Raw genomic sequence first — 19671 nt, forward strand, 5'->3', positions numbered from 1 at the left:
TGGTCACCACATCGTAGAAAGAGGTTAGCCCTGGCACTTGCCGGCAACGTCGCCGACCATGACAATCACGCCGGCTTCTTCGGTGCCACGCACATTCTGGATCACCGAGCTGTAAAACACCTTGTCATTCTGGATAGCAAAGTTTTCCGTTTCGGTTACCCCGTCGTTGCTGCGAAAGCTGTTGAGCGCGGTCGGGCTGAGGATGGTTAACGCGCGCGGCTCGCCCTGCTGCGTACCCTGCCCCGCCGTGATGGAGGCTTTTTTACCGTCGATGGCGATATGCAGGGTGTAGTTTGGCTTACTGAGCCGCTCGAACTTCCACTCGTTGCGCCCGCTGGTGAATTCACCGTTGAAGTTGGTGACCACCCAGCAGTCGGCGCTGGCGCTGAAAGCGGTACAGGCCAGCAGGAATAACAGCGTCGTTTTCATAAACGTCCTTATAAAGGTTGAAGTGGCAACCTCAGGCTTCCGGCATCACTTTTTTGCAGCGCGGCTCACCCACGATCCCCATTGACGGGCACTGCCAGGTGACGGCGCCGTCGCTTACTTCTATATCGCCCATTGCGCTGTCAACTTTAACGTGTTTCGCATCAAGGCCTTCCAGCAGCATGCCGCGAACCGAGACGAACCAGACGTGCTTGCCGTCGGTATAGACGTCTTCATCAATGGCGCGGATCTGATCAGGGACCACGCCTTTCGGGAATAGCGCGAGGACTTTGCCTCCGCCGCTGTAAAAGCCGTGTTTATCCGCCGCATTGCTGAACGAGAAGCAGCGGAAGGTTGCGCCATCGGCATGAGGCTGCTTGATCCCTTCGTAATAGAGCGTGCCGTCGACATCGGCCCAGCCATAGCACGGCGCAAAGGCGTGGGCAGATTTGGTCACGGGCTGCGTCACATCTTCCCCGGCGTTAAAGAAATAGTGCGATTTATCTTTCGCCTGGTTTTGCGTCAGCACGGTAAAGCTGGCCGCATCCGCCCCTTCCACCAGACTACCGCTAATGGTAACCACAGTTTTGCCGTCGGTGTAGTACGGGAACGCCAGCGCATGGAAGGTTTCCGCATCCAGCGTTACGGCGGTTTTCTCACAGCTGGCAAAGGAACCGACGTTCGAAAACAGGAAGTTTTCATTCACGGTTGCGCTGTCCGGGTTGAACCCCTTCGGCAACGTCTGGCCGTTACAGTAAAAATGGCCCTGCGACTGCGCAATATTGGTATCGCCACCGGTATAGATGGCGGCAAAGGCATTCGCATCGGCCCCGGTCAACGGCTGCGGTGGGGTGTTTTCATTTGGCTGAAAGACCACTTTGCCGTCGATGGTTTTCCACGGGGCGGTAACACCGCTGGCGGCGAGTGCTTGCTGTGAACAGGCGAAAGTCGCGCTGCAGGCGATGAGCGCTAAAGTGAGCGAATGGTGTTTCATGGTGATTCCTTGTCAATTGACAGATAGAGCCGGCCCAGGACCGGCAATGAAAATAAAGGTGTAAAAATCACGACAGCAGCGTGGTGGTGTGATGTGGAGGTAGCGCTGTGGTAATTCGGGTGATGAATGCAGTTACGCTGGGTAAGTTACGCTGGGCAGCCAGCGACAGCGCCGTCTCGCCCTGCGCATTGACGGCTGACGGATCGGCCCCGGCGGTAATCAGAGTAGTAACAATGTTGAGCACATCCGCTTCGCTGGTAGCGCCAGTATCAAACATTATGGCCGTGTGGAGCGCCGTGTTGCCGCTGCTATCCGCTGTATTGACATCCACGCCACGCTTGCAGCAGCCGTCAACGATCCCGACATGGCCTTTCCACGCCGCATAGTGTAGTGGCGTTATGCCGTGTTCGTTCGTTTTCCAGGCAGGGGCAAACTTTATCTCAAGTATGCGGAATAGTTTCTCTGCGGTGGTGCGATCCTCGCGCAGGCACACTGCATGCAACATAGTGCTACCGTCATTACTGATAAACGACAGAAGTTGGCTCGCATCAGCATGCTTCAGTAATGTATGTACTACGGGAAGTGACGCATACCTGACGGCCAGCATGAGCGGAGAATAGCCATTGCCATCCGGTTTGAACGGGTCGTAGCGGTAGCGCCAGCGCGCCCCGTCCGGGAGCTGAATGCGCACCAGCCGGTCGTGAACGTTCCACTTGTAGCGCGTCTCCTGCGGGCGGAACCCCGCGGGGGTACGGCGTTTCATCACCAGACGCCCGCAGTCATCGTACTGATACCAGCTGTCGCCGCGCCGGATGATGCGCCCGGCTACGTCGTACTGCGCGGTTTCAGTGGTGGCATCCTGGCGCGTCGCGCCCGGTGCAACATACGCCACGTCGCACAGGTTCTGCTCGCTGTCGTAGCCAAACAGACGCGCCTGGCGTTCGCGGTTTTTATCCCGACGCTCGGCGGTAATTTGCCCGGTGCCGTTGAGACGAAACGCCTGGTCGCCCCAGTGGCTGTCGCTGATCCCGGTCAGGCGGTCGAGGGCATCATACTGATAGCGGCGCTCCAGCGTGTCGCTGACCTGCCCGGCGTCCGTCTCCAGCTTCTGACGCGTCAGCAACCCGGTCGGCGTCCACTCATGCCGCAGGGCAAACCCCTGCCCATTGCTGCGCTGCTGTTCAAACCCCTGGGGGTTATGGCTGAAGGCCAGCGGCTGATGCGAACCGATGCTCAGCGTCACCAGACGCCCGTGCTGCCAGCTCAGCCCCAGCGACGCGGGCAGCCCCTCCACCACCGCGCGCTGCCCGGCTTCATCGTAGCCTTTTATATGTCGACCGGCAGAAGTTAAGAAAAAAGCAGGAAGATTGAATTCCTTTCCCGTCTTTATTTTATTGACTGATATATACTGAAGGACCCATCAGTTGTATGTGTGCACACTCAAGATTTAAGAATATACTATCTCCCTTTATTATAACCTCATTACTATTAGTATCTATTTCTATCTTTGCCAACATATCTGTCGACATACCGTCTATATTTAAATTTTTTACGCCGCTACAGTTTATACCACACCTGCATCTATTATAACCTTTAACCCATTTCGGCGGGGGGTTATCTGGCAATTGATTTACCAGATCAAAAATTATCATTACGGTAGCAACTTCACGGTCTATTTTTATTTCAAAAATATCAATTTCACTTACTTCAATAGCATTCGTAAACACTCTGTTGAACAAAAGACTTCCATCAATATCATTCCAGTACATACTTATCCCCTTAAAATTCATAATGATCAAATGTACCAGGAACTGAACCCGTTCGCGTATTCTCGATTGGTCTTACGTTTAAGTGAGGGCCTTGATTTCCTACTCCGCCAGGATAGGCGTGCTCAGCAGAATGATCTGGTATAATAATTTTAGAGCCATCCGCTTTGGTAAACTGATATTCTCTTGTCCAGATTTGATCACCATTGCTATCGAAAATAGGATCTTTGCTGGAATCAGTCATTGGTACAGTACTGTGGTCGCCATAAAATCCAGTTTTAGGATTAAATATCCTATCTGGTTGTTGATTCATTGGAATACCAGCATCTCTTTTTGCAGCTCTGAAAGCTTCATTTCTCGATTTGAACTGAGCGCTACAGCCAGCAAGACCTAATGGATCGTTCCAGGTTAACGAGTTATGCACATACCTTTGCGGACACAATCCCCCCATCAATCATATTGGTCTGGGGAGATGTAATGGCCTGTCTCCGGATCGTAGTAGCGAGGCGGTTGTAGAATATCCCGACTTCCGAGGCGTACAACTGGCCGAAATCAAATATCAATTAACATTTAAATAGCATTGTAGTATTCATGTAGATCTTCTTCTTGATTAAGAACATATTCATCATCACTCTGATAGGTTAATATAAAACGCCCTTTGCTATCATTATCTTCGATTGCTCGAACTCCGTCCAGAACACACAAAAAACCAAACACCCCATTGTCAACTGAAAGTTTTATAATATTTTTAATTACTTCCCTTTCTTGTTCTGTACATTTGTTATAAAACTCAGACATCTTTAATAATTCGGATTTCGGCTTTCTTCCTGGTGGAGAAATCAAAAGAGATGTAACTCCTTTTACGGAAGATTCTGTTACAACTGTTTTTATACCTTCTATAAATCTTTCAGTGTTCATTCTTATGTCTCTTTTTGTTAAAACTTCATAAAGGCTTCAGGATACATTTCTTTATTGAGCTTAATTAATTCTTTTATAGATGAAGCTGGTGCATTAGTATACTCTCTAAGATCCCGTATATCCTTTGCCAATAAATCTCTTGCTGAGCCGCTGTAAGGTCCTTTCATAGTAGGAATTTGCTGGTGCTCCGCTCTCGGTAAAGCAATTGATGGTCCCGTTTTCGGATCATAGCCTGTCACTACCTGCCCAGCAGGATGTTTTTGCATAGCATGATGTATATCCAGCTCATCACCGCTTTGAGACCTATTTCTTAAGTCGTTATAAGTACTGACTTCATACGCTTTTACAGGACATCCAGCAAGCCCCAGCGGATCCACCCACTCCAGCGGGTTATGCACGTATCCCTGCGGGCGTAATCCACCCATCAGCCCTATCGGGTCCGGGGAGATATACTGCCCGGCCTCCGGATCGTAGTAGCGATGGCGGTTGTAGTATAACCCGCTTTCCGCGTCGTACAACTGGCCGGGGTAGCGCAGGTCGCAGTGCACTTCCTCATTGGCAGCGTCGCCCAGGTATCGCCGCAGCGCCAGCGGCTTACGCGCTTCGCGGTGCCCGGCCCACAGCTGCTGCTCACCGCGCCAGTGCACTTCCCCTTCTTCACTGCACAGATCGCGGGCAGTGCCGGTGAGGTCGGTGATGATGTAATGCAGCTGCGTACTTTCACCCTGCGCGTCCAGCTGCGCCAGCGGGCGGAAGCTTCCCGGCTCGTACACCCACTGAATCTGGCGGGCCGCGCTGCCGTCGGCGAGATAATGCTGCTGCCCCACCAGCTGGTCACCGTCCCAGCGGTAGTCGATGCGGGCCACGGACTGCGCGGAAGGCACGTTGCCCTCGCGCACCTTACTCACGCGCCGCCCGAACGGGTCGTAGCGGTAGCGCCAGCGCGCCCCGTCCGGGAGCTGAATGCGCACCAGCCGGTCGTGAACATTCCATTCGTAGCGCGTCTCCTGCGGGCGGAACCCCGCGGGAGTACGGCGCTTCATCACCAGACGCCCGCAGTCATCGTACTGATACCAGCTGTCGCCGCGCCGGATGGTGCGCCCGGCAACGTCATACTGCGCGGTTTCAGTGGTGGCATCCTGGCGCGTCGCGCCCGGTGCAACATACGCCACGTCGCACAGGTTCTGCTCGCTGTCATAGCCAAACAGACGCGCCTGGCGTTCCCGGTTTTTATCCCGGCGTTCGGCGGTAATTTGCCCGGTACCGTTGAGACGAAACGCCTGGTCGCCCCAGTGGCTGTCGCTGATCCCGGTCAGGCGGTCGAGAGCATCATACTGATAGCGGCGCTCAAGCGTATCGCTGACCTGTCCGGCGTCCGTCTCCAGCTTCTGACGCGTCAGCAACCCGGTCGGCGTCCACTCGTGCCGCAGGGCAAACCCCTGCCCATTGCTGCGCTGCTGTTCAAACCCCTGGGGGTTATGGCTGAAGGCCAGCGGCTGATGCGAACCGATGCTCAGCGTCACCAGACGCCCGTGCTGCCAGCTCAGCCCCAGCGACGCGGGCAGCCCCTCCACCACCGTGCGCTGCCCGGCGTCATCGTAGCCGGAGCGCACTTGCGCACCGTTCACGGTCTCGCTGACGATATGCCCGGCCGGGCTCCAGCGGTACTCCACCAGCGCATCCGGGCCAGCGGCTTTAATCAGCTTACCGGCAGCATCATAGTCAAACGTGGTGATGCCATCGCTGTCGCCATTCGCGCGCAGCGCATCAATCTGTACCAGCTGGCCTGCCTTATTGTACTGATAAAAAAGCGTACTGCCGTCCGGCGCATGGCGGTGGGTCAGTTGCCCGGCAACGTCGTATTCATAGCGGTAGACGCGGCCGTCGTAGTGCTTCTCTTCGCTCAGCCGTCCGCAGGTATCGAACCGGTAAGACCAGGTTCTGCCCTGGCTGTTGGTGACCCCGGCGAACTCCGCTTCGGCGTTGTAGTGATAGCGGACCGTGGCACCCAGCGGATCGGTCGCCTCCAGCAGGTTGTCGAATGCCCCGTAGCGCAGAAGATGCGTCTGCCCGAGCGCATCCTGCACCGAGGTAAGATTACCTTCGATGTCATAGCTGAAGCGGGTGGCAGTGCCATCTTCATAAATGACTTTTGCCGGCGTGGTGCGCGAGCCGTGATACTCCCAGCGACGGATCTGCGTGCCGGTTTCATGGGCGATATGGCGTTCAATCAGGCGATCCTGAGAGTCATAGAAGAAGCTTGCCGGCGGCGCGTGATGCGGCTCCAGCCGGTCCAGCAGACCGCGGCGATTATAACTGTAGCGCTGTACGCTGCCGTCTGGCCCGGTCGCGGCGGCCAGTAGCCCCTGCTCATTCCAGGCATAGTGCCAGCTACGCCCTTCCGGATCGCTGGCCGACTCCACCAGTCCCAGTGCGTTACGGATGTAGCACCAGGTGTTACCCAGCGGATCGGTCCAGCTCAGCAGTTGCCCTTCGTCATCATAATCGTAACGATATACCGCCCCGTCTGGACGTTTCACTTCAACAATCTGGCCCCAGTCGTTGCGCGTGAATTCGGTGCGGTTGCCGAGCGGATCGATGTGGGCGACCAGCTGGTTATTGAGCCACTCTCTTTTCTCTTCCCCGCCGTCCGGCGTGCGGCGCACCAGAATGTTATTACGCTCATCCCGGATGTAGCTGATCACGCCGCCGAATCCGCTGCGGTAGTGGTTTGTCAGGTTAGCGTCGTCATAGCTGAAGCGCCCGGACCAGTAGCCGCCCGCGCAATTATCGCTTAACGCCCGCCCCTGTTTGTCATAGGTATGTTCCACCCAGGTATGCGCCAGATCGTTCCAGCGCAGCAGCCACCCTTCAGGCGAGTAGCGGTAATCGAAGCTATGCCCTTCATCAGCCCGCACGCTGAGCAGATAACCGTTATCGTCATACTGATAGCGCACCAGGTTTTTTAGCGGCTGGCGAATGGCATCGCAGAGCGTTAACGCAGTGATGCGATGAGCCCGGGTTTCCACGCGGATCAGGCGGCTGTCGGGCAGGGCAATCCAGCGCAACCAGCTTCGCTCCCACAGGAACGTGGCGCGGTTGCCCGCCCGGTCTGCCATGCTCGTCAGGCAGAGCTGGTTCCCGAGCGCATGTTCGAACTGATAGCGCATTCCGTCGAGGTGGCTCAGCGTCAGCACGCCGTTGACGCGTGCCAGACGCCACACCGGGTTCGACGCCGCTTTGAGGACTTCCCCTTCGTTTGGCAGCGCAAACCAGACCTGGTTGAACTCGCCGTCCATCAGCCTGACAAGACCGTCTTCCAGCGTCAGGTTGATGTCCCAGTTGCTGCGCCACAGCCGGCCCAGCAAGCCTGGATGACGCTCCCCCGCAGAACGGTAGTAGCGTTTCATTGCCAGCGGCAGCAGGCCGCTAAGGGCAAAATCGGTACGCCAGTCGACCACCGCGCCGGTGGCCATATCCACCGGTTCCCCCTCTTTATCGCATTTGGTGGGGCACTGTTCACTTTTCGCGTTCTGTTCATCGGCCTGATGTTTCGCCGCGGTGTTGTCTGCTGCCTCGTCCGCATTCCTCCCGGCATTTTTTGGTGCCATCGCCAGCGGTTTACCGTCCGCGTCCTTGAGTTTATAGCTGCCTTTGGTTCTGGAGCTGTCATTCAGCCGGGTAATCACTTTCCCGATGAACTCATTAAACTTGCTGTCGATATCCGTCAGGGCCTGGTCGAATTTTTTAATCAGATCGCCCATCGCCTTCACCATGGCGTCGAAGCTCTCTTTCATCATCGACACGATCCAGTTGCCCTTCGCTGCCGACTCGGCAATCACTTTTACCAGCGCAGCATGGATCTCCTGCAGCAGCTTTTTCGCCTTCGCACCGTAGTCGCGAATGCAGCCGCGCATGTTGGTTAAGCCTTTAATCAGGTTACCGTCTGAAAGGTTACGGATGGTTTTGATCGCGAACTGAATTGATTTGGCATCGGAATTGCGCAGCGCTTTGATAATGGCGCGTCCGGCCACTTTGAGCGCATCACCCAGGCCTGGGATCACGCCGATGACGCACAGTGCACCTTCGGCAATGTGCATGTTGTCGCTCAGTAGCGCCGGGGTTTCCCAGGAGCGGTAGCCCCACTCGCCAATGGCGTAAACGTCCATCGCCTGGCCCACCACCGGAATAAATCCGAGAGCAATCTCGCAGAACAGCAGCAGCGCGGCGTTATCGTTGCCTTTGTCTGCCACTTCCGCCGCCAGGCTATGATGGATTTTATTTATCGCGCGCCGTAATTCCGGGCTCCCGCGGTTGATCTTGCGGTCAAGCTCCCAGAATCGCGCATAGGCTTTGCGGTACTGCTCGGGTATTGAAGTAAACAGATTACCGAACATGCCGCTCTCATCAACGTCGACCTCGTTGTCGCTACTGTCATCGGCGTCATATTCAATCAGCCCCTGCTTACGCAGGATCAGAAACAGCGTGAAGTACTCCCCGGCAATACGGGCATAGTCCGGGTTGGCCTGAAGCACCGGATTATTAGCGACCGTCTGCTTCGGGTTAAAATCGTCAGACCCCTCCTCCATCAGCATCTCGAAGGGACCGCAGCCCATGTCATGAATAAAACAGAGGCCGTTGGCATCCGTTTTACCCACGATTTTGGTTTCCTTGCTGTCGGTCAGAACAAAGGGCGCATTGGGTACCGGTTTGCCGGAATCGTAGTGGTAATAGATCAGCACTTCGCAGCCGCATTTGGTGCAGCCGCCGGAGATTTTGTTATCGGTGTTAAATTTTTGCTCGATGGCCTTGTTGCTTTCAACCAGCGTGGCGGATTTGTTCTCGCTCATGTGACATCCCTTTCCGTTCAGGCATTTTCCAGGTGTTGAATCGCTTTCTCAAACAACCGATCCATGCGATTTTGCGTACCGATATATTCCGGCTGACTCAGAACAGGCTGCGCCCACTCTGCCTCGATAAACGACGGCTCCAGCTCAGATGCCAGTGCCAGATAACGCACAATGTCGCGCTCGCTGTTGAACCCGTGCAGCTGGGCTGCCTCGCTCTGCTGCTGCGTAAACGCCAGCAGTGAATCGTCATCCGTATCCCGCCAGCGTCCGTGATATTCCCGCAGATGCGCCATGTAGCGCTGATACACGTCCAGTTCAGACGGACCCAGCAGCGCCAGCCACTGCGCAGCGCTGAGCGTGCGCGGCGGCGGCGTGGCGGCAACCTTTTCACGCTGCGTTAAGGTCAGGGTTTCCGCACCGCCTTCCGGTGTGAGCTGCCAGAACGACCCGATCGGACCATAAAAAGCGGAGGCCTCCGGGGCGGTACTGGCCTCCAGCAGCGGCTTTACCACGCGCCAGTCGCCGACGCGCAAAATGGCATTCTCACCGGAAGGCGTAACCACCGTATTCCATTCGCGCAGATGCTTCTGCAGTGACTTAAGCTGTTCAACGGGCGGCATGGCGCGCATAAACCAGTCGAGCTGGATCCCAATCCCCCAGCCGTGCTGCGTCAGCAGTTGTTCGCGCACCGCATCCCAGTTTTCTGGATTAACCGGGAAGCAGTACGGGGAGATCGATGCATGAACGCGGCCGGCTTCACCCCAGTAGAGGCGGGTTTGCTCCAGGCTCCCGCCCCAGCGTTCCGCCACGCCGGGAACCGCGCTATTTATGGCGGCTTCGGCAATAAGGAAGCAGCCACCCTGAGCAAGTTTTTCCAGCCACTGCGCCTGTGAGCATGTGCTGTGTAACAGAAATGCGTGTGAAGTATTCACGGGTTATCTCCGTAAAATAAATATCCGGCGTCCTGCCGGGTGTGATTATTTTTAAATGATGAAGTTAAGAACTGTTCAGGTATTACTACCGGTGGCGGAGTAACAAACGGCATATTTATTTAAGAATGGATATTCAACCGCCTGGCAAATAAACGCTTAGTATATTATTTTTAATGGGATTCTTGATACGATTTAATCGCTGCTGCGTTTTTATGATTAATTATGACTTCCCGAAGAAAAACAACTCAACCAATATCAGCTTCAGAGAAAGCTTACAAATATGCTGATGCCCATTATATTCAGCAGCTAACATTAGATTGTCAAAGAATATCCGCAACGTTAATCCATGCGCTGGCCAATTTGCCCCGGGAGGTAAAATTTATTTTCACCAGGGGATGTTTGTAGTTTTCGATTACCACCTTGTCTCCCTTTATTAAGTATGGCTTTCTGGGTTTGCTATTACCTGCGCGATCTAACAAGAAAGCTTTATCGCTGCTTATCAGGGCGCTCACTGGAGCCTGTAGCCGTAAGTTGTCCACCTGCAATAAAGCATCTGCCTTCACATCAGGCAGGGAGTAAGAATTATTCTGGATATTTATGTCGCAGAGTGTCATAAGCGCTACCGCTTCCATCTCATCTGATGACGCGACCCTCATTTCTCTGCAAGCGGATCGTAACACGGGTACAGCGCCGCCTGAAAATTCATATGCCAGGGTATTACGCGGATAGGCGATGGCTACTGTAACGGTGCCATCAGAGTTACTGCTCAGAAAGAGAGAATTTTCATTACTGTCTGGCTCAATAAGAGCGGTATTTCTGTAAACTTTTTTATTAATGTTAGCGTATAGCAGACTGTATCCATCTGCATCCCGCTCGACAGACCATTCACTACCATCATGCTGTTTAACGCGTGTTACCGTCCTGTCCTCATTAGCGGATGAGACTATCGCGATTGAAAAGAACACCGAAGACAGGATCGTTTTTATACAAAATTTCATTATTTATTCCAGGGTGCGCTGTAATACCTTCATTATTGATATCAACTTTCATACATTTTGAAGGCTGCATGAAACAACCACGTTTCATGTTTGTGAAATTATCCGTTGAGCCGATGTGCAACCCGCACAGGAATAAGGCTATTTTTACCTGCTTTGCTCATTAGCTTTTTGTAATAAGCGTAATACGATTTGGCGTTGATTTTGTCACATTGTGGTGCCTGCTCATTAGCTTTTCCCAATACATGAGTTCATAAGTTAGAATGAAATGCCACGTATGGTTTATTATTTTTCATTTAAACTTATGGAAACTTAAAACCATTATCTCTTACAGATGAATCCGACACATTTTCTATACTATTGCTTTTGATATTTGTTTCACCAAATGAGTTAGAAGAACACTCATGAGAACTTATAGTTATCCCCTCTTTTTTTACATCCATGAAAGCCAGTGCACCGGGCCTTTCTTCGGGTACTCCAAGGGTATAAGAGTATACGCCATTATTAAAGCCAAAATAAACTGTATAAGTGCCTAAATCGACCCATCTTTTTAGCTTTCTGTTTGAATTGAAATCTACTTTCAGCTCGACAGTGTTGCCCTGTTTAAAATAATAGCTAACCCCCTGTTTCTCATTTGCACAAATTGCGGCGCTGCGTTTTGGTTCACCTGCGAGATCACAGAATGCTACAAGCTTCTCATCTGTATTACATTTACCAGCGTAAGAATAAGTAACGCTTATCATTAATAAAAAGCCAATTATCAATCTCATTCATTCCTCTCTGTTATTATAAAGGGATTGTGTTTTTTTACTAAGTACGACAAGTCATAAACTCTTGGCCTGTCATGAAGAAATGCAGCACAATTAAGCAATCCAAATGACTATACTAATCTAATATTGAGTTTCACTTTCGATCGCAACACTTGTTCCGGATATTTGCTTATGAAAAATATAACTTCCGCGTTGACTATCTCCAGTTACCGTTACTTTTAATACAGTACTCCCTTCCCACTGATAAGTAGTTTCGTTTCCATTCAGTTCATAGTTAGCATTAGCTTCAGGCGGTATGCTTTTTAATACTTCTTGCTTGCCCGAGTAGGCATTCTTCAATATCCTATATGATTCTTGTATGTTCATATCTGGAAAGAAACAAGTATAGCTATCTATCCCGTCATAAATTCTACTGGGCTTACCTTCCTTACAAAAATTAAGCAGACCTCCATTTCGAGAACTATCGATTTTCTGAACATCATCTTTTACTTGCTTAAAGAATATTACATAGTCATTCTCAATGATTGTTAAATAGTTACCAATCGCAATGATTTCATCATAGGGCGATGGGCAGCTATTATCCGGACTCACTGAACCTATCAATTTGATTTCATTGGGAAGGGTAATGCCATTGTTTTTATATAACGCCTCATAAAGATTTCTCGTTGAATTTGACATAAAATATACAGAAAGTGTTTTTTTGATACTCACATACTCTACTGAGCATATTTTGCTATTTTCTAAAATCTTATTTTTAATTGTTATAGTTTTATTATCAAAAAGCAATGAAATATCTTTAAACTTACTTTCTATTTTATGAAGCAAAACTGGATCTTTTTTACCTAAAACATTAGCGTTTGACACTTTATCATAAAACCAAATTGACGCGTCGAGTGGATTCTTTGCGTGTGCCATTCCTGAGAATATTAAAAATAATGCGCAAATTACTCCAAAATAATTATTCATAGATTTCCTTAGCTCTTGCTGCGAAGAATTATAACTGCCGGTAAAAAATCATTTTTTCATCACGGGGAACTATAATGGCAGTGTTATGCTATTTGTTATAGGTAAATTATCCGTACGTGAACCCATCTAAATTCTTACACGTCGATTCCTTCCAATGTACAATCAAAGTGACAAGTTTCATGAAGGTCGGCTTGCCTTGCCATAACGTCCAAACTTACATCAATTAATACGCTATTTTTACCGTCACTTCCATGCAGTTTAAAAAACTCCACTTTTTCTGACCAGAACCAATAACATAATATGCCAGGATAAAGCACTCTTAAGAAACATACTTTTCTGCATGATTATTAATATTTACCTAAAATGTATTTTTTAATTTTTTCTGCGTTTTGATATTTGAAATAAAGTTGCTCGCCACCAAACTCTCCTTCTTCACCACTTAAGTAAGGATCATTATTAATTTTATTATTTACTGTTAGATTATTGTTGTCATAAATATACCCGTAAACTTTAAAAGACTTTCCATTTATATTTTCCGCTCGATGAAATTGTGCCCATGAAATTAACACTATGACATTTTTTCTGTTATGAATTGTCATAAAGAAAACAGTTTCCACCGAAGGTTCACCACCTTCAGTCTCATAAGTATCAATCTTTGTTGATTTATTATCTTTCAAAAAATAAAGAGCAAGGGGATAATCATCATTGACCTCTTTCTTAAGATATATTTTAGCACCCTGCCTTATCTCAAACGGCCCCTGTACTATTTCAGAGTTAGAATAAGTAAGAAAACTCGCCAACAGCAATGATGAAGCGAGAATCAACTTAAACATTTGCATTAATCCTCTCCGACCTTCAAAAAAATAGCGGCTCTGTTGAATCTATCTAAACGGTCCGCACATCTTTTGAAGTAGATATTTTAACTGTTTCGTTTGGTCCTTTGCTTGCCCCAAATGAACAAGCAGATTCATTTCTTACTCAATAGTGCTAATGAACAAGTCTGGATGTTTAGAACCTTATAAATCCTCAGGGATTATTTTAATATGTATTCCCTATATAGCATTTATATTTCGATAGCGTCACTTTTAATCCATGCGATTAAAGGTGACCCTTTAGAAGTCACATAGCCTACATTGATCCACTGATTGTTTTTGGAGAACTGGATGACTTTTATCTTATCTCCCTCTATCAAATAAGCCTTAGTTTTACTGCTTTCATCGGGTAAAGAATACAAAAAGGTTTTTTTTATTACTGACGCATTTTGAGTTAATCCATCAATAAATTCTATCAAATTCGGCTCAACTACTTTCTTCGCGGACTTATTCTCTTTTATCAACTTTTGATATGTGTTTATATTATCCTTGGTAACATAATCGCAACGAAGATAACCATCAACTTCTTCAAGATTTAAAGACGACAATTTTTTGGTTAAGCTATTAATGTTAGGTTTAAATGAAAGGAAATCAAAAGTCTCTGCATCTTGCTCGTCTGAACTAGCAAGTTCGTCACTATCTTTTTTCCAGTCATATCCGCACGCTGCACCATCCCAGTCACTGATGATGCATCCCGTCTGCATATCCACTACACTGCAGTAAGCTTTGTCAACGTACTGCTCGCCCCTTCCATCAAACATATCGACATATCCACCTGCAACACTATCGACAACAATGTATCTTCCAGAAGGAGAGAAATTCTTACTACCATTCTCAACAAAATAACGCCCTTCAATACTCAAATTGATAACGCCTTTGTTATTTTTAAACACCAATTGTCCCCAAGCATCACGATCATAGTTAGGCCCTGTTTTTTTATCAGAAAATATCAACTCCGAGCCTAAAGGGGATTTCATATTCACATCAGCATATAACCCAGTTGAAAATAAGAGAGATAAGCAACTAATTAATTTTAATAACTTCATAATTTACCTTTCAGGGAATTGAATCTGTTTAATGCGTCTGTCATATCTCGTGTTAATTTATATTCTTCCAGTAATTTTTTTTCATTAGCATCAAAGTCGATACCCCACATATCAGGATTGCGATTAATACCGGGGTTGTGAGCGTAAAAGTTATCAATGGCGCTTTTGAAGTTTTTCTTTACCAATCCAGGTCTATTGACAGAATGATCCAACACGATAGCTCTACCGAACTTGCTTTTTATATAACTTTTTATCATTGTTGTAGACGTTATTTTAATACTCTCAGCATCATGAAGTCTATCAATGAAATCTAAGACTTGAATGTCGAGGTACTCTGGTAAAGTTATAACTTTTAGCAATGCTGCTAGCGGCTTATTGTGAACAACCTTACCATAAGTACTGATATCGCATCCTTTTCTTATTAATTTTTTCAGGTCTAATTCTGTTATTTTTTTACCATTAGTAAGGTCTGCATCACTATAGTACAACGTTGCAGATGAGCCAGTGCCTTCTACACTCCATCCGCAACTAATTGCGAAGCGATTGTATTGCTCAGGGTATAAATCTCTAAACTTAGCGAACTGAGTGGAAAACTCCCCTTTCCCTCTAAAGTCTCTAGGAGGGATTGAGTCTGGTTTGTATGTATCTTTTACAGTTTTTTGCATTGCTCCAGCAGTAATCACCTCGCTATCATAAGACTGTATAGCATCCATATTCCCTTCATTTTCCGACATCGCAATAAGTATCTGTTTCTCATCTAAAGTTATTTTCCCTTCTGCAACGAGAATATCCCATCGTGAGTAACTTTTTAAGCTAATATTACCTCTATGAATTGGTCCATATACTTTTCCATAACGTGTAACTGTGAATTTATCTCCGTATATTTCTTCACAATCACACTTATTTGATTCAAGGATTGGTAAAAACTCCACCGGATGAAAATGCCACACCGCTTCATCTTTCGCTAACGCAGGCACCTGACTCATCCATTCATGGTTATCAATCCAGATCTTGGCGTAATCCTGTCCGGCTTTCGGGAGTGTATCGAGCAGCGTCTGCCAGCGCGGGTGTGAGCTTTTACCGTACCATTCGCTTTCGTGCTTAACGATGATACGACGCAGCAGCATTTCAACTTCCTCATTTCTGTTCCGTAAGCCCTGAAGCACCGCGGACCGGTACAGGTCCAGTTCCGTTGAAGATATTTTGCCGTCGCCATTAGCATCCAGCACCTTCGCTATCTGCGAATAGTATTCGCTAAGCTCCTGACTTTCCAGCGCTCTTTCGGGATGAATTGCCCCGCCGATGAAACTGAACGCTTTGCCAAGCCATTGTTCGCCCAGGCTTTGCTGGAAATCCTTTGCCGGTTCCTGCTCAAGCGGGGTAAATCGCAGGGCCTTAAGATCGTGCTGAATAATCTCTTTTATGCCGTCCTGCTTTATCCATGTCTCAGGCTTTATGAGATACCAGCTGATACCCGCCTCGTCCTTCCAGGGTTTGGCATCATCCCGCCGCAGCAATTTGCCAGCCTCAGCATCACTGGTATTTTCCAGTGGCGTGAGAATTTTTTTACCGTCCCTCTCTTCGCACCGGTACAGCGGCTGACCAGCCTGTACTTCAATGTACAGAGTGCCTTTTGTCAGATGGCCGGGGTTGCTTAAAAAAGCCGGCATATTGGCGTCGTTGCTGAGCACTTCAATGTGCATAAACCAGTCACTCTGCACCGCGCCGCCAGTGACAGGCGCATCATCCTGCGCCAGAAAACCAATGGCATCCCCGGCACGAATGGCGATGGGTTGAGGAGGAACCACCACCGCATCCATTGTCCCGTTCTGCACGGCCTTATCCATCCAGTCGGGCAGATAAGCATATTTTTCCCCCGCTGGTGCGACAAATTGCGGCATAACCGAGGTCCAGAACTTCTCACCGGAAGGCGCACCATCTTTTATATTTCGCGCTAAACCGAACTGGAATGGCACATCGGGTAGCCGCTGCCCGTCCCTGCCACGATGTCTCTGAGGCACCAAAAACATCATCTCTTGTTCCACGATTACCTTTTGACCTGCACTCAGAGCGCCAAAAGAATGTGGGGCCACCTGGCCTGAGGTTTCCGTTCCGCTATAGCGACGTTTGCTCAACCCGTCGCCCTCAGGCGTCACCTCATACACCACCATTTTTGGAAAACAGCTTAACGGCGCAAGGTGCATATAGAGGGTATAAAACGTCAGCCAGGTGGCCGGATTTTCATCCGGTTTGTGCACGGATCGCACCAGCACAAATGCGCTGGAGTACTTCAGGTTGATCGCCTCTTCACCCTCCGCCGCCTCTCCATAAGGCTGCTGGTGATAATCCTGCTGAAGTCGCCATGCCACAATTTCACCCTGAGCAATACACTGCAGCGGTACGGCCCCTTCGGCGCTCTCCGCTGAGATAACGGCCAGCGGGGCGGATTCACGGCTGATATGTATCCCGCCATGCCACATACCATTATTGCCTGCCAGCCACTGGCCGTGTCTTTCATTGCGTAGCAGAGCCAGTATTTCATCCGGGCCGGCAAAATCCTTGCCGTCCGCTTTCCTTATCGGGTAGCGCGTTTCCATAATGATTCCTTAAGGCGACGTTCCGTTTTCCTGTCAGCGTGAAAGCAGTGCTACGGTATCGTTGAGTTCTTCCGGGTTGAGTGCTGGCGTCAACGCAAGCAGCGGGGCACCGCGCAGCACGGTCTGTTTGCCGCAGTCGTGGGCGGGGGATTGCCACGGGGTATTGCCGATAATCACATCGCCACTGCCGGTGATGATTTTGCCGCCGCAGTCGATGGCGTCACCAATACGTGCCGCGGCCTTACCGTTGAAAATGACATTGGACGAGCCCGCGGCTATCGCACGCCCGTGTAAACCATGAGGGCTACCGGAACAGGGGCAGCCGTGCGGGGCGAGGGCATCCCCTACCCGCGCGGCTGGCTGGCCGTTGATAATGATATCCGGGCTGCCCGCAATAACGGGCGTATCCGGAAAACACTCATGCCCCTTTCCCGTGTCATTTAATCGTGCTGCTCCTGGCATGATGTATCCTTAGCGTCTGTCCGGCGCATCCGGGAGGGTAGGTTTCGCCGGGGCTTCCGGTTCGATCGAGACCGGCGCGGTGCCGGCTCCGCCTGCGCCACCGTCGTTAATTTTCACTACCGCGCCAACCATAGTGATGCCGGCGCCATCGATCTTGATAAAGCCACCCGGCGCTTTGATGGTCAGGGACTGCCCGGCTTCCAGCACGATATCGGTGGCTTTCAGGTAGCTGTCGGTGTTGACCAGCACCCGCTGGTGCGCGCCGATCAGCAGCTCTTCCGAGCCTGAAATCGTGCTCTGACGGCTGCCGCTGATGGCGGTGATTTCCCCGCCGCCGATGAAGCGTTTTAACGACTGACCGATATTCTGGAAGAAGCTGCGCCCGATGGACTGGTGATGATCCTGACCAATCTGCTCAATATCGTCCTGCCCGATGGTGCGGTGACTGTGGCGATCGACCCGCTGGTACTGATCCTGCTTCACGCTCAGGTGCTGGTCGCAGCCCACGCTCTGACGGTGGATATGGTTAATTTCAGTGTCCATATCCTTCTGGGCGTGGGTGTAGATCTGCTCGCGCGTCGCTTCATCTTCAAAACGGATCTCGTTGAAGCCCGTCCCTTTATGGGTATCGGTACGCAGGGTGGTGCGGGTCTTGTGTTCCGGTAAAACATACGGCGTCTGATTCGTCGCATGATACGTCCGTCCGGTGACGATCGGCTGGTCCGGGTCGCCTTCCAGGAAGCTCACCACCACTTCATGCCCGATGCGCGGGATGGCCACCATGCCGTACTGCCCCCCGGCCCAGCCCTGGCTCACCCGCACCCAGCACGAGCTCTGGTCGTTGCGCGTGCCGTACCGGTCCCACGGGAACTGCACCTTGATGCGTCCGTATTTGTCGCAGTAAATCTCCTCGCCATCCGGGCCGGTGACCGTCGCTATCTGCGGGCCGTCCACCATCGGCTTGTGCGGTATCACCGCGCGCCACGTGGTCGCCGCCTTCACCACCGTAAAACTGTTGCTGAAGGTGGTCGGCTCCCCGCCGCCCTCCTCTTCCAGCGCCTGGGGCTGGCGGCCGGTGTGGGTCACCCCCACGGTCTGCCAGGCGATGTTCAGCTGCGGGTTCGGGTGCTCGCTCAGCACAAAACTCTGCCCCGGACGCAGCCCGGCGCAGTTTGACTCCCCGCTTCCGGTCACCGCCCCGGCGCGCAGGGCGTCGAGCCGGAACCCGGCAAAGGCTTTCCCGCTCGGGTCCGCCTTGTAGCGGCCGGGGTAGTCGTAGTGCTCGTACTGCTCGCCCTGGTGGTCCAGCTCGCCGCTCATCTTCTTGTGCGACAGGCCGTAGGCCGGGGTTTTGAAGCTGTAGTCCTTCAGCTCCACCCCGGCGGTGCTCACCGCCTCGGCGTAGTGGAAGCGCCGGACGTAGGCCCCCTGGGCCAGGCCCTGGCTGGCCAGGTTGAAGAACAGCGGCTCGCCCTTCGCCACCGCGCCTGCGTCGTCGGCGAACACCACCCGGTGGGTGCCGGCCTCAAACTCGTGGAAGAAGAACATGCCCTCTTCGGCGGCAATGCGGGTGATAAAGGCCAGGTCGCTCTCGCGGTACTGGACGCAGTACTCCCGCTCCGGGTGGTCGTGGCGCAGGGCGAAGGCGAAGTCGGTGATGCCCGCCTCGGTGAGCAGCGTGGTGATGATGGCGTCCGGCTTTTTCGCCTGGAAGATGCGGGCGTTGGTGCGCAGCCCGGTGCGCCACAGCGCCGGACGCACCTGCGCCTGGTAGCGGGTGCGGCGAAACCCGGTCTCGCCCTGGGCGAAGCGGCTGACAATCCCGCTGACGCTGCGCTGCAGCTGCCCCTCGTACCACACCTTCAGCTCGCACGGCTGGTCGAGCACCGCGCCGAAATCAATCCCCGGCAGGTGGCTGGCCAGGTTCAGGCTCAGCGCGAACGGACGGTTAAGCGCCTCGTCCAGCTCAAAATCCACCACCGCAAACGTGCTCTCCGGCAGCGACCCGATGCTGACCGTGAACTGGAGTCCCGTACTGTTTGCCATCTTCCCTTCTCCTGTGAACGCCCATAGCTAC

15 protein-coding genes and 3 pseudogenes are annotated in these 19671 nt (G+C 51.2%); all 18 read right to left on the reverse strand.

Annotated elements, in window-relative coordinates:
- Positions 1-24: 24 nt before the first annotated feature.
- The gene (locus tag KFZ77_RS12430) at positions 25-429 is read right to left on the reverse strand and encodes a hypothetical protein (RefSeq protein WP_264384367.1); all 405 of its coding nucleotides are present in this window, start codon (positions 427-429) and stop codon (positions 25-27) included.
- Between the two features lie 31 nt (positions 430-460).
- A complete protein-coding gene (locus tag KFZ77_RS12435) occupies positions 461-1420 on the reverse strand; it encodes a DKNYY domain-containing protein (RefSeq protein ID WP_264384368.1) in 960 nt (319 codons plus the stop codon).
- 67 nt (positions 1421-1487) lie between these two features.
- Entirely contained in the window at positions 1488-1925 is a 438-nt protein-coding gene (locus KFZ77_RS12440) for an ankyrin repeat domain-containing protein (RefSeq protein ID WP_236633823.1), read from the reverse strand.
- 54 nt (positions 1926-1979) lie between these two features.
- Positions 1980-2036 (reverse strand): annotated as a pseudogene (locus KFZ77_RS19755) (hypothetical protein); the annotation flags it as partial.
- 21 nt (positions 2037-2057) lie between these two features.
- Positions 2058-2744: pseudogene (locus tag KFZ77_RS12445) on the reverse strand (RHS repeat domain-containing protein); the annotation flags it as partial.
- Positions 2745-2811: 67 nt separating this feature from the next.
- The gene (locus KFZ77_RS12450; protein ID WP_264384369.1) at positions 2812-3189 is read right to left on the reverse strand and encodes an immunity 50 family protein; all 378 of its coding nucleotides are present in this window, start codon (positions 3187-3189) and stop codon (positions 2812-2814) included.
- Positions 3190-3199: 10 nt separating this feature from the next.
- Complete coding sequence (locus tag KFZ77_RS12455; protein ID WP_264384370.1) at positions 3200-3499, reverse strand: HNH/endonuclease VII fold putative polymorphic toxin; 300 nt, start codon at positions 3497-3499, stop codon at positions 3200-3202.
- A 257-nt stretch (positions 3500-3756) separates the two neighbouring features.
- A complete protein-coding gene (locus tag KFZ77_RS12460; RefSeq protein ID WP_031520959.1) occupies positions 3757-4104 on the reverse strand; it encodes a hypothetical protein in 348 nt (115 codons plus the stop codon).
- A 17-nt stretch (positions 4105-4121) separates the two neighbouring features.
- On the reverse strand, positions 4122-8954 hold the full coding sequence (locus tag KFZ77_RS12465) for an RHS repeat-associated core domain-containing protein (protein ID WP_264384371.1): 4833 nt from the start codon (positions 8952-8954) through the stop codon (positions 4122-4124).
- A gap of 17 nt (positions 8955-8971) precedes the next feature.
- Positions 8972-9886, reverse strand: a complete 915-nt coding sequence (locus tag KFZ77_RS12470; protein ID WP_264384372.1) for a DUF4123 domain-containing protein — start codon at positions 9884-9886, stop codon at positions 8972-8974.
- A 320-nt stretch (positions 9887-10206) separates the two neighbouring features.
- The gene (locus KFZ77_RS12475) at positions 10207-10884 is read right to left on the reverse strand and encodes a hypothetical protein (protein ID WP_264384373.1); all 678 of its coding nucleotides are present in this window, start codon (positions 10882-10884) and stop codon (positions 10207-10209) included.
- A 299-nt stretch (positions 10885-11183) separates the two neighbouring features.
- A complete protein-coding gene (locus KFZ77_RS12480) occupies positions 11184-11651 on the reverse strand; it encodes a hypothetical protein (RefSeq protein WP_264384374.1) in 468 nt (155 codons plus the stop codon).
- A gap of 120 nt (positions 11652-11771) precedes the next feature.
- Positions 11772-12617 carry a hypothetical protein gene (locus tag KFZ77_RS12485; protein ID WP_264384375.1) on the reverse strand — a complete coding sequence of 282 codons (846 nt, stop codon included), beginning with the start codon at positions 12615-12617 and terminating at the stop codon, positions 11772-11774.
- A gap of 347 nt (positions 12618-12964) precedes the next feature.
- Complete coding sequence (locus KFZ77_RS12490) at positions 12965-13450, reverse strand: hypothetical protein (protein ID WP_264384376.1); 486 nt, start codon at positions 13448-13450, stop codon at positions 12965-12967.
- Between the two features lie 230 nt (positions 13451-13680).
- A complete protein-coding gene (locus KFZ77_RS12495; protein ID WP_264384377.1) occupies positions 13681-14535 on the reverse strand; it encodes a hypothetical protein in 855 nt (284 codons plus the stop codon).
- Positions 14532-17132 (reverse strand): hypothetical protein, encoded by a 2601-nt coding sequence (locus KFZ77_RS12500; RefSeq protein ID WP_264384378.1) that lies wholly within the window; start codon positions 17130-17132, stop codon positions 14532-14534. The genes KFZ77_RS12495 and KFZ77_RS12500 overlap by 4 nt, the downstream gene beginning before the upstream one ends.
- Before the next feature lie 72 nt (positions 17133-17204).
- Positions 17205-17594, reverse strand: a pseudogene (locus tag KFZ77_RS12505) (PAAR domain-containing protein); the annotation flags it as partial.
- Between the two features lie 9 nt (positions 17595-17603).
- Complete coding sequence (tssI, locus tag KFZ77_RS12510; RefSeq protein WP_264384379.1) at positions 17604-19640, reverse strand: type VI secretion system Vgr family protein; 2037 nt, start codon at positions 19638-19640, stop codon at positions 17604-17606.
- Positions 19641-19671 lie beyond the last annotated feature (31 nt).

The organism is Siccibacter colletis, from assembly GCF_025914095.1.
Classification (GTDB): Bacteria; Pseudomonadota; Gammaproteobacteria; order Enterobacterales; family Enterobacteriaceae; genus Siccibacter; species Siccibacter colletis.

What these genes read in the sequence shown, in the direction of transcription:
- KFZ77_RS12440 (WP_236633823.1), bottom strand. Translation starts at nt 1,925, where the DNA reads ATGTTGCATGCAGTGTGCCTGCGCGAGGATCGCACCACCGCAGAGAAA.
- KFZ77_RS12490 (WP_264384376.1), bottom strand. Translation starts at nt 13,450, where the DNA reads ATGTTTAAGTTGATTCTCGCTTCATCATTGCTGTTGGCGAGTTTTCTT.
- KFZ77_RS12495 (WP_264384377.1), bottom strand. Translation starts at nt 14,535, where the DNA reads ATGAAGTTATTAAAATTAATTAGTTGCTTATCTCTCTTATTTTCAACT.
- KFZ77_RS12500 (WP_264384378.1), bottom strand. Translation starts at nt 17,132, where the DNA reads ATGGAAACGCGCTACCCGATAAGGAAAGCGGACGGCAAGGATTTTGCC.
- KFZ77_RS12430 (WP_264384367.1), bottom strand. Translation starts at nt 429, where the DNA reads ATGAAAACGACGCTGTTATTCCTGCTGGCCTGTACCGCTTTCAGCGCC.
- KFZ77_RS12465 (WP_264384371.1), bottom strand. Translation starts at nt 8,954, where the DNA reads ATGAGCGAGAACAAATCCGCCACGCTGGTTGAAAGCAACAAGGCCATC.
- KFZ77_RS12450 (WP_264384369.1), bottom strand. Translation starts at nt 3,189, where the DNA reads ATGTACTGGAATGATATTGATGGAAGTCTTTTGTTCAACAGAGTGTTT.
- KFZ77_RS12435 (WP_264384368.1), bottom strand. Translation starts at nt 1,420, where the DNA reads ATGAAACACCATTCGCTCACTTTAGCGCTCATCGCCTGCAGCGCGACT.
- KFZ77_RS12460 (WP_031520959.1), bottom strand. Translation starts at nt 4,104, where the DNA reads ATGAACACTGAAAGATTTATAGAAGGTATAAAAACAGTTGTAACAGAA.
- tssI (WP_264384379.1), bottom strand. Translation starts at nt 19,640, where the DNA reads ATGGCAAACAGTACGGGACTCCAGTTCACGGTCAGCATCGGGTCGCTG.
- KFZ77_RS12455 (WP_264384370.1), bottom strand. Translation starts at nt 3,499, where the DNA reads ATGAATCAACAACCAGATAGGATATTTAATCCTAAAACTGGATTTTAT.
- KFZ77_RS12480 (WP_264384374.1), bottom strand. Translation starts at nt 11,651, where the DNA reads ATGAGATTGATAATTGGCTTTTTATTAATGATAAGCGTTACTTATTCT.
- KFZ77_RS12485 (WP_264384375.1), bottom strand. Translation starts at nt 12,617, where the DNA reads ATGAATAATTATTTTGGAGTAATTTGCGCATTATTTTTAATATTCTCA.
- KFZ77_RS12475 (WP_264384373.1), bottom strand. Translation starts at nt 10,884, where the DNA reads ATGAAATTTTGTATAAAAACGATCCTGTCTTCGGTGTTCTTTTCAATC.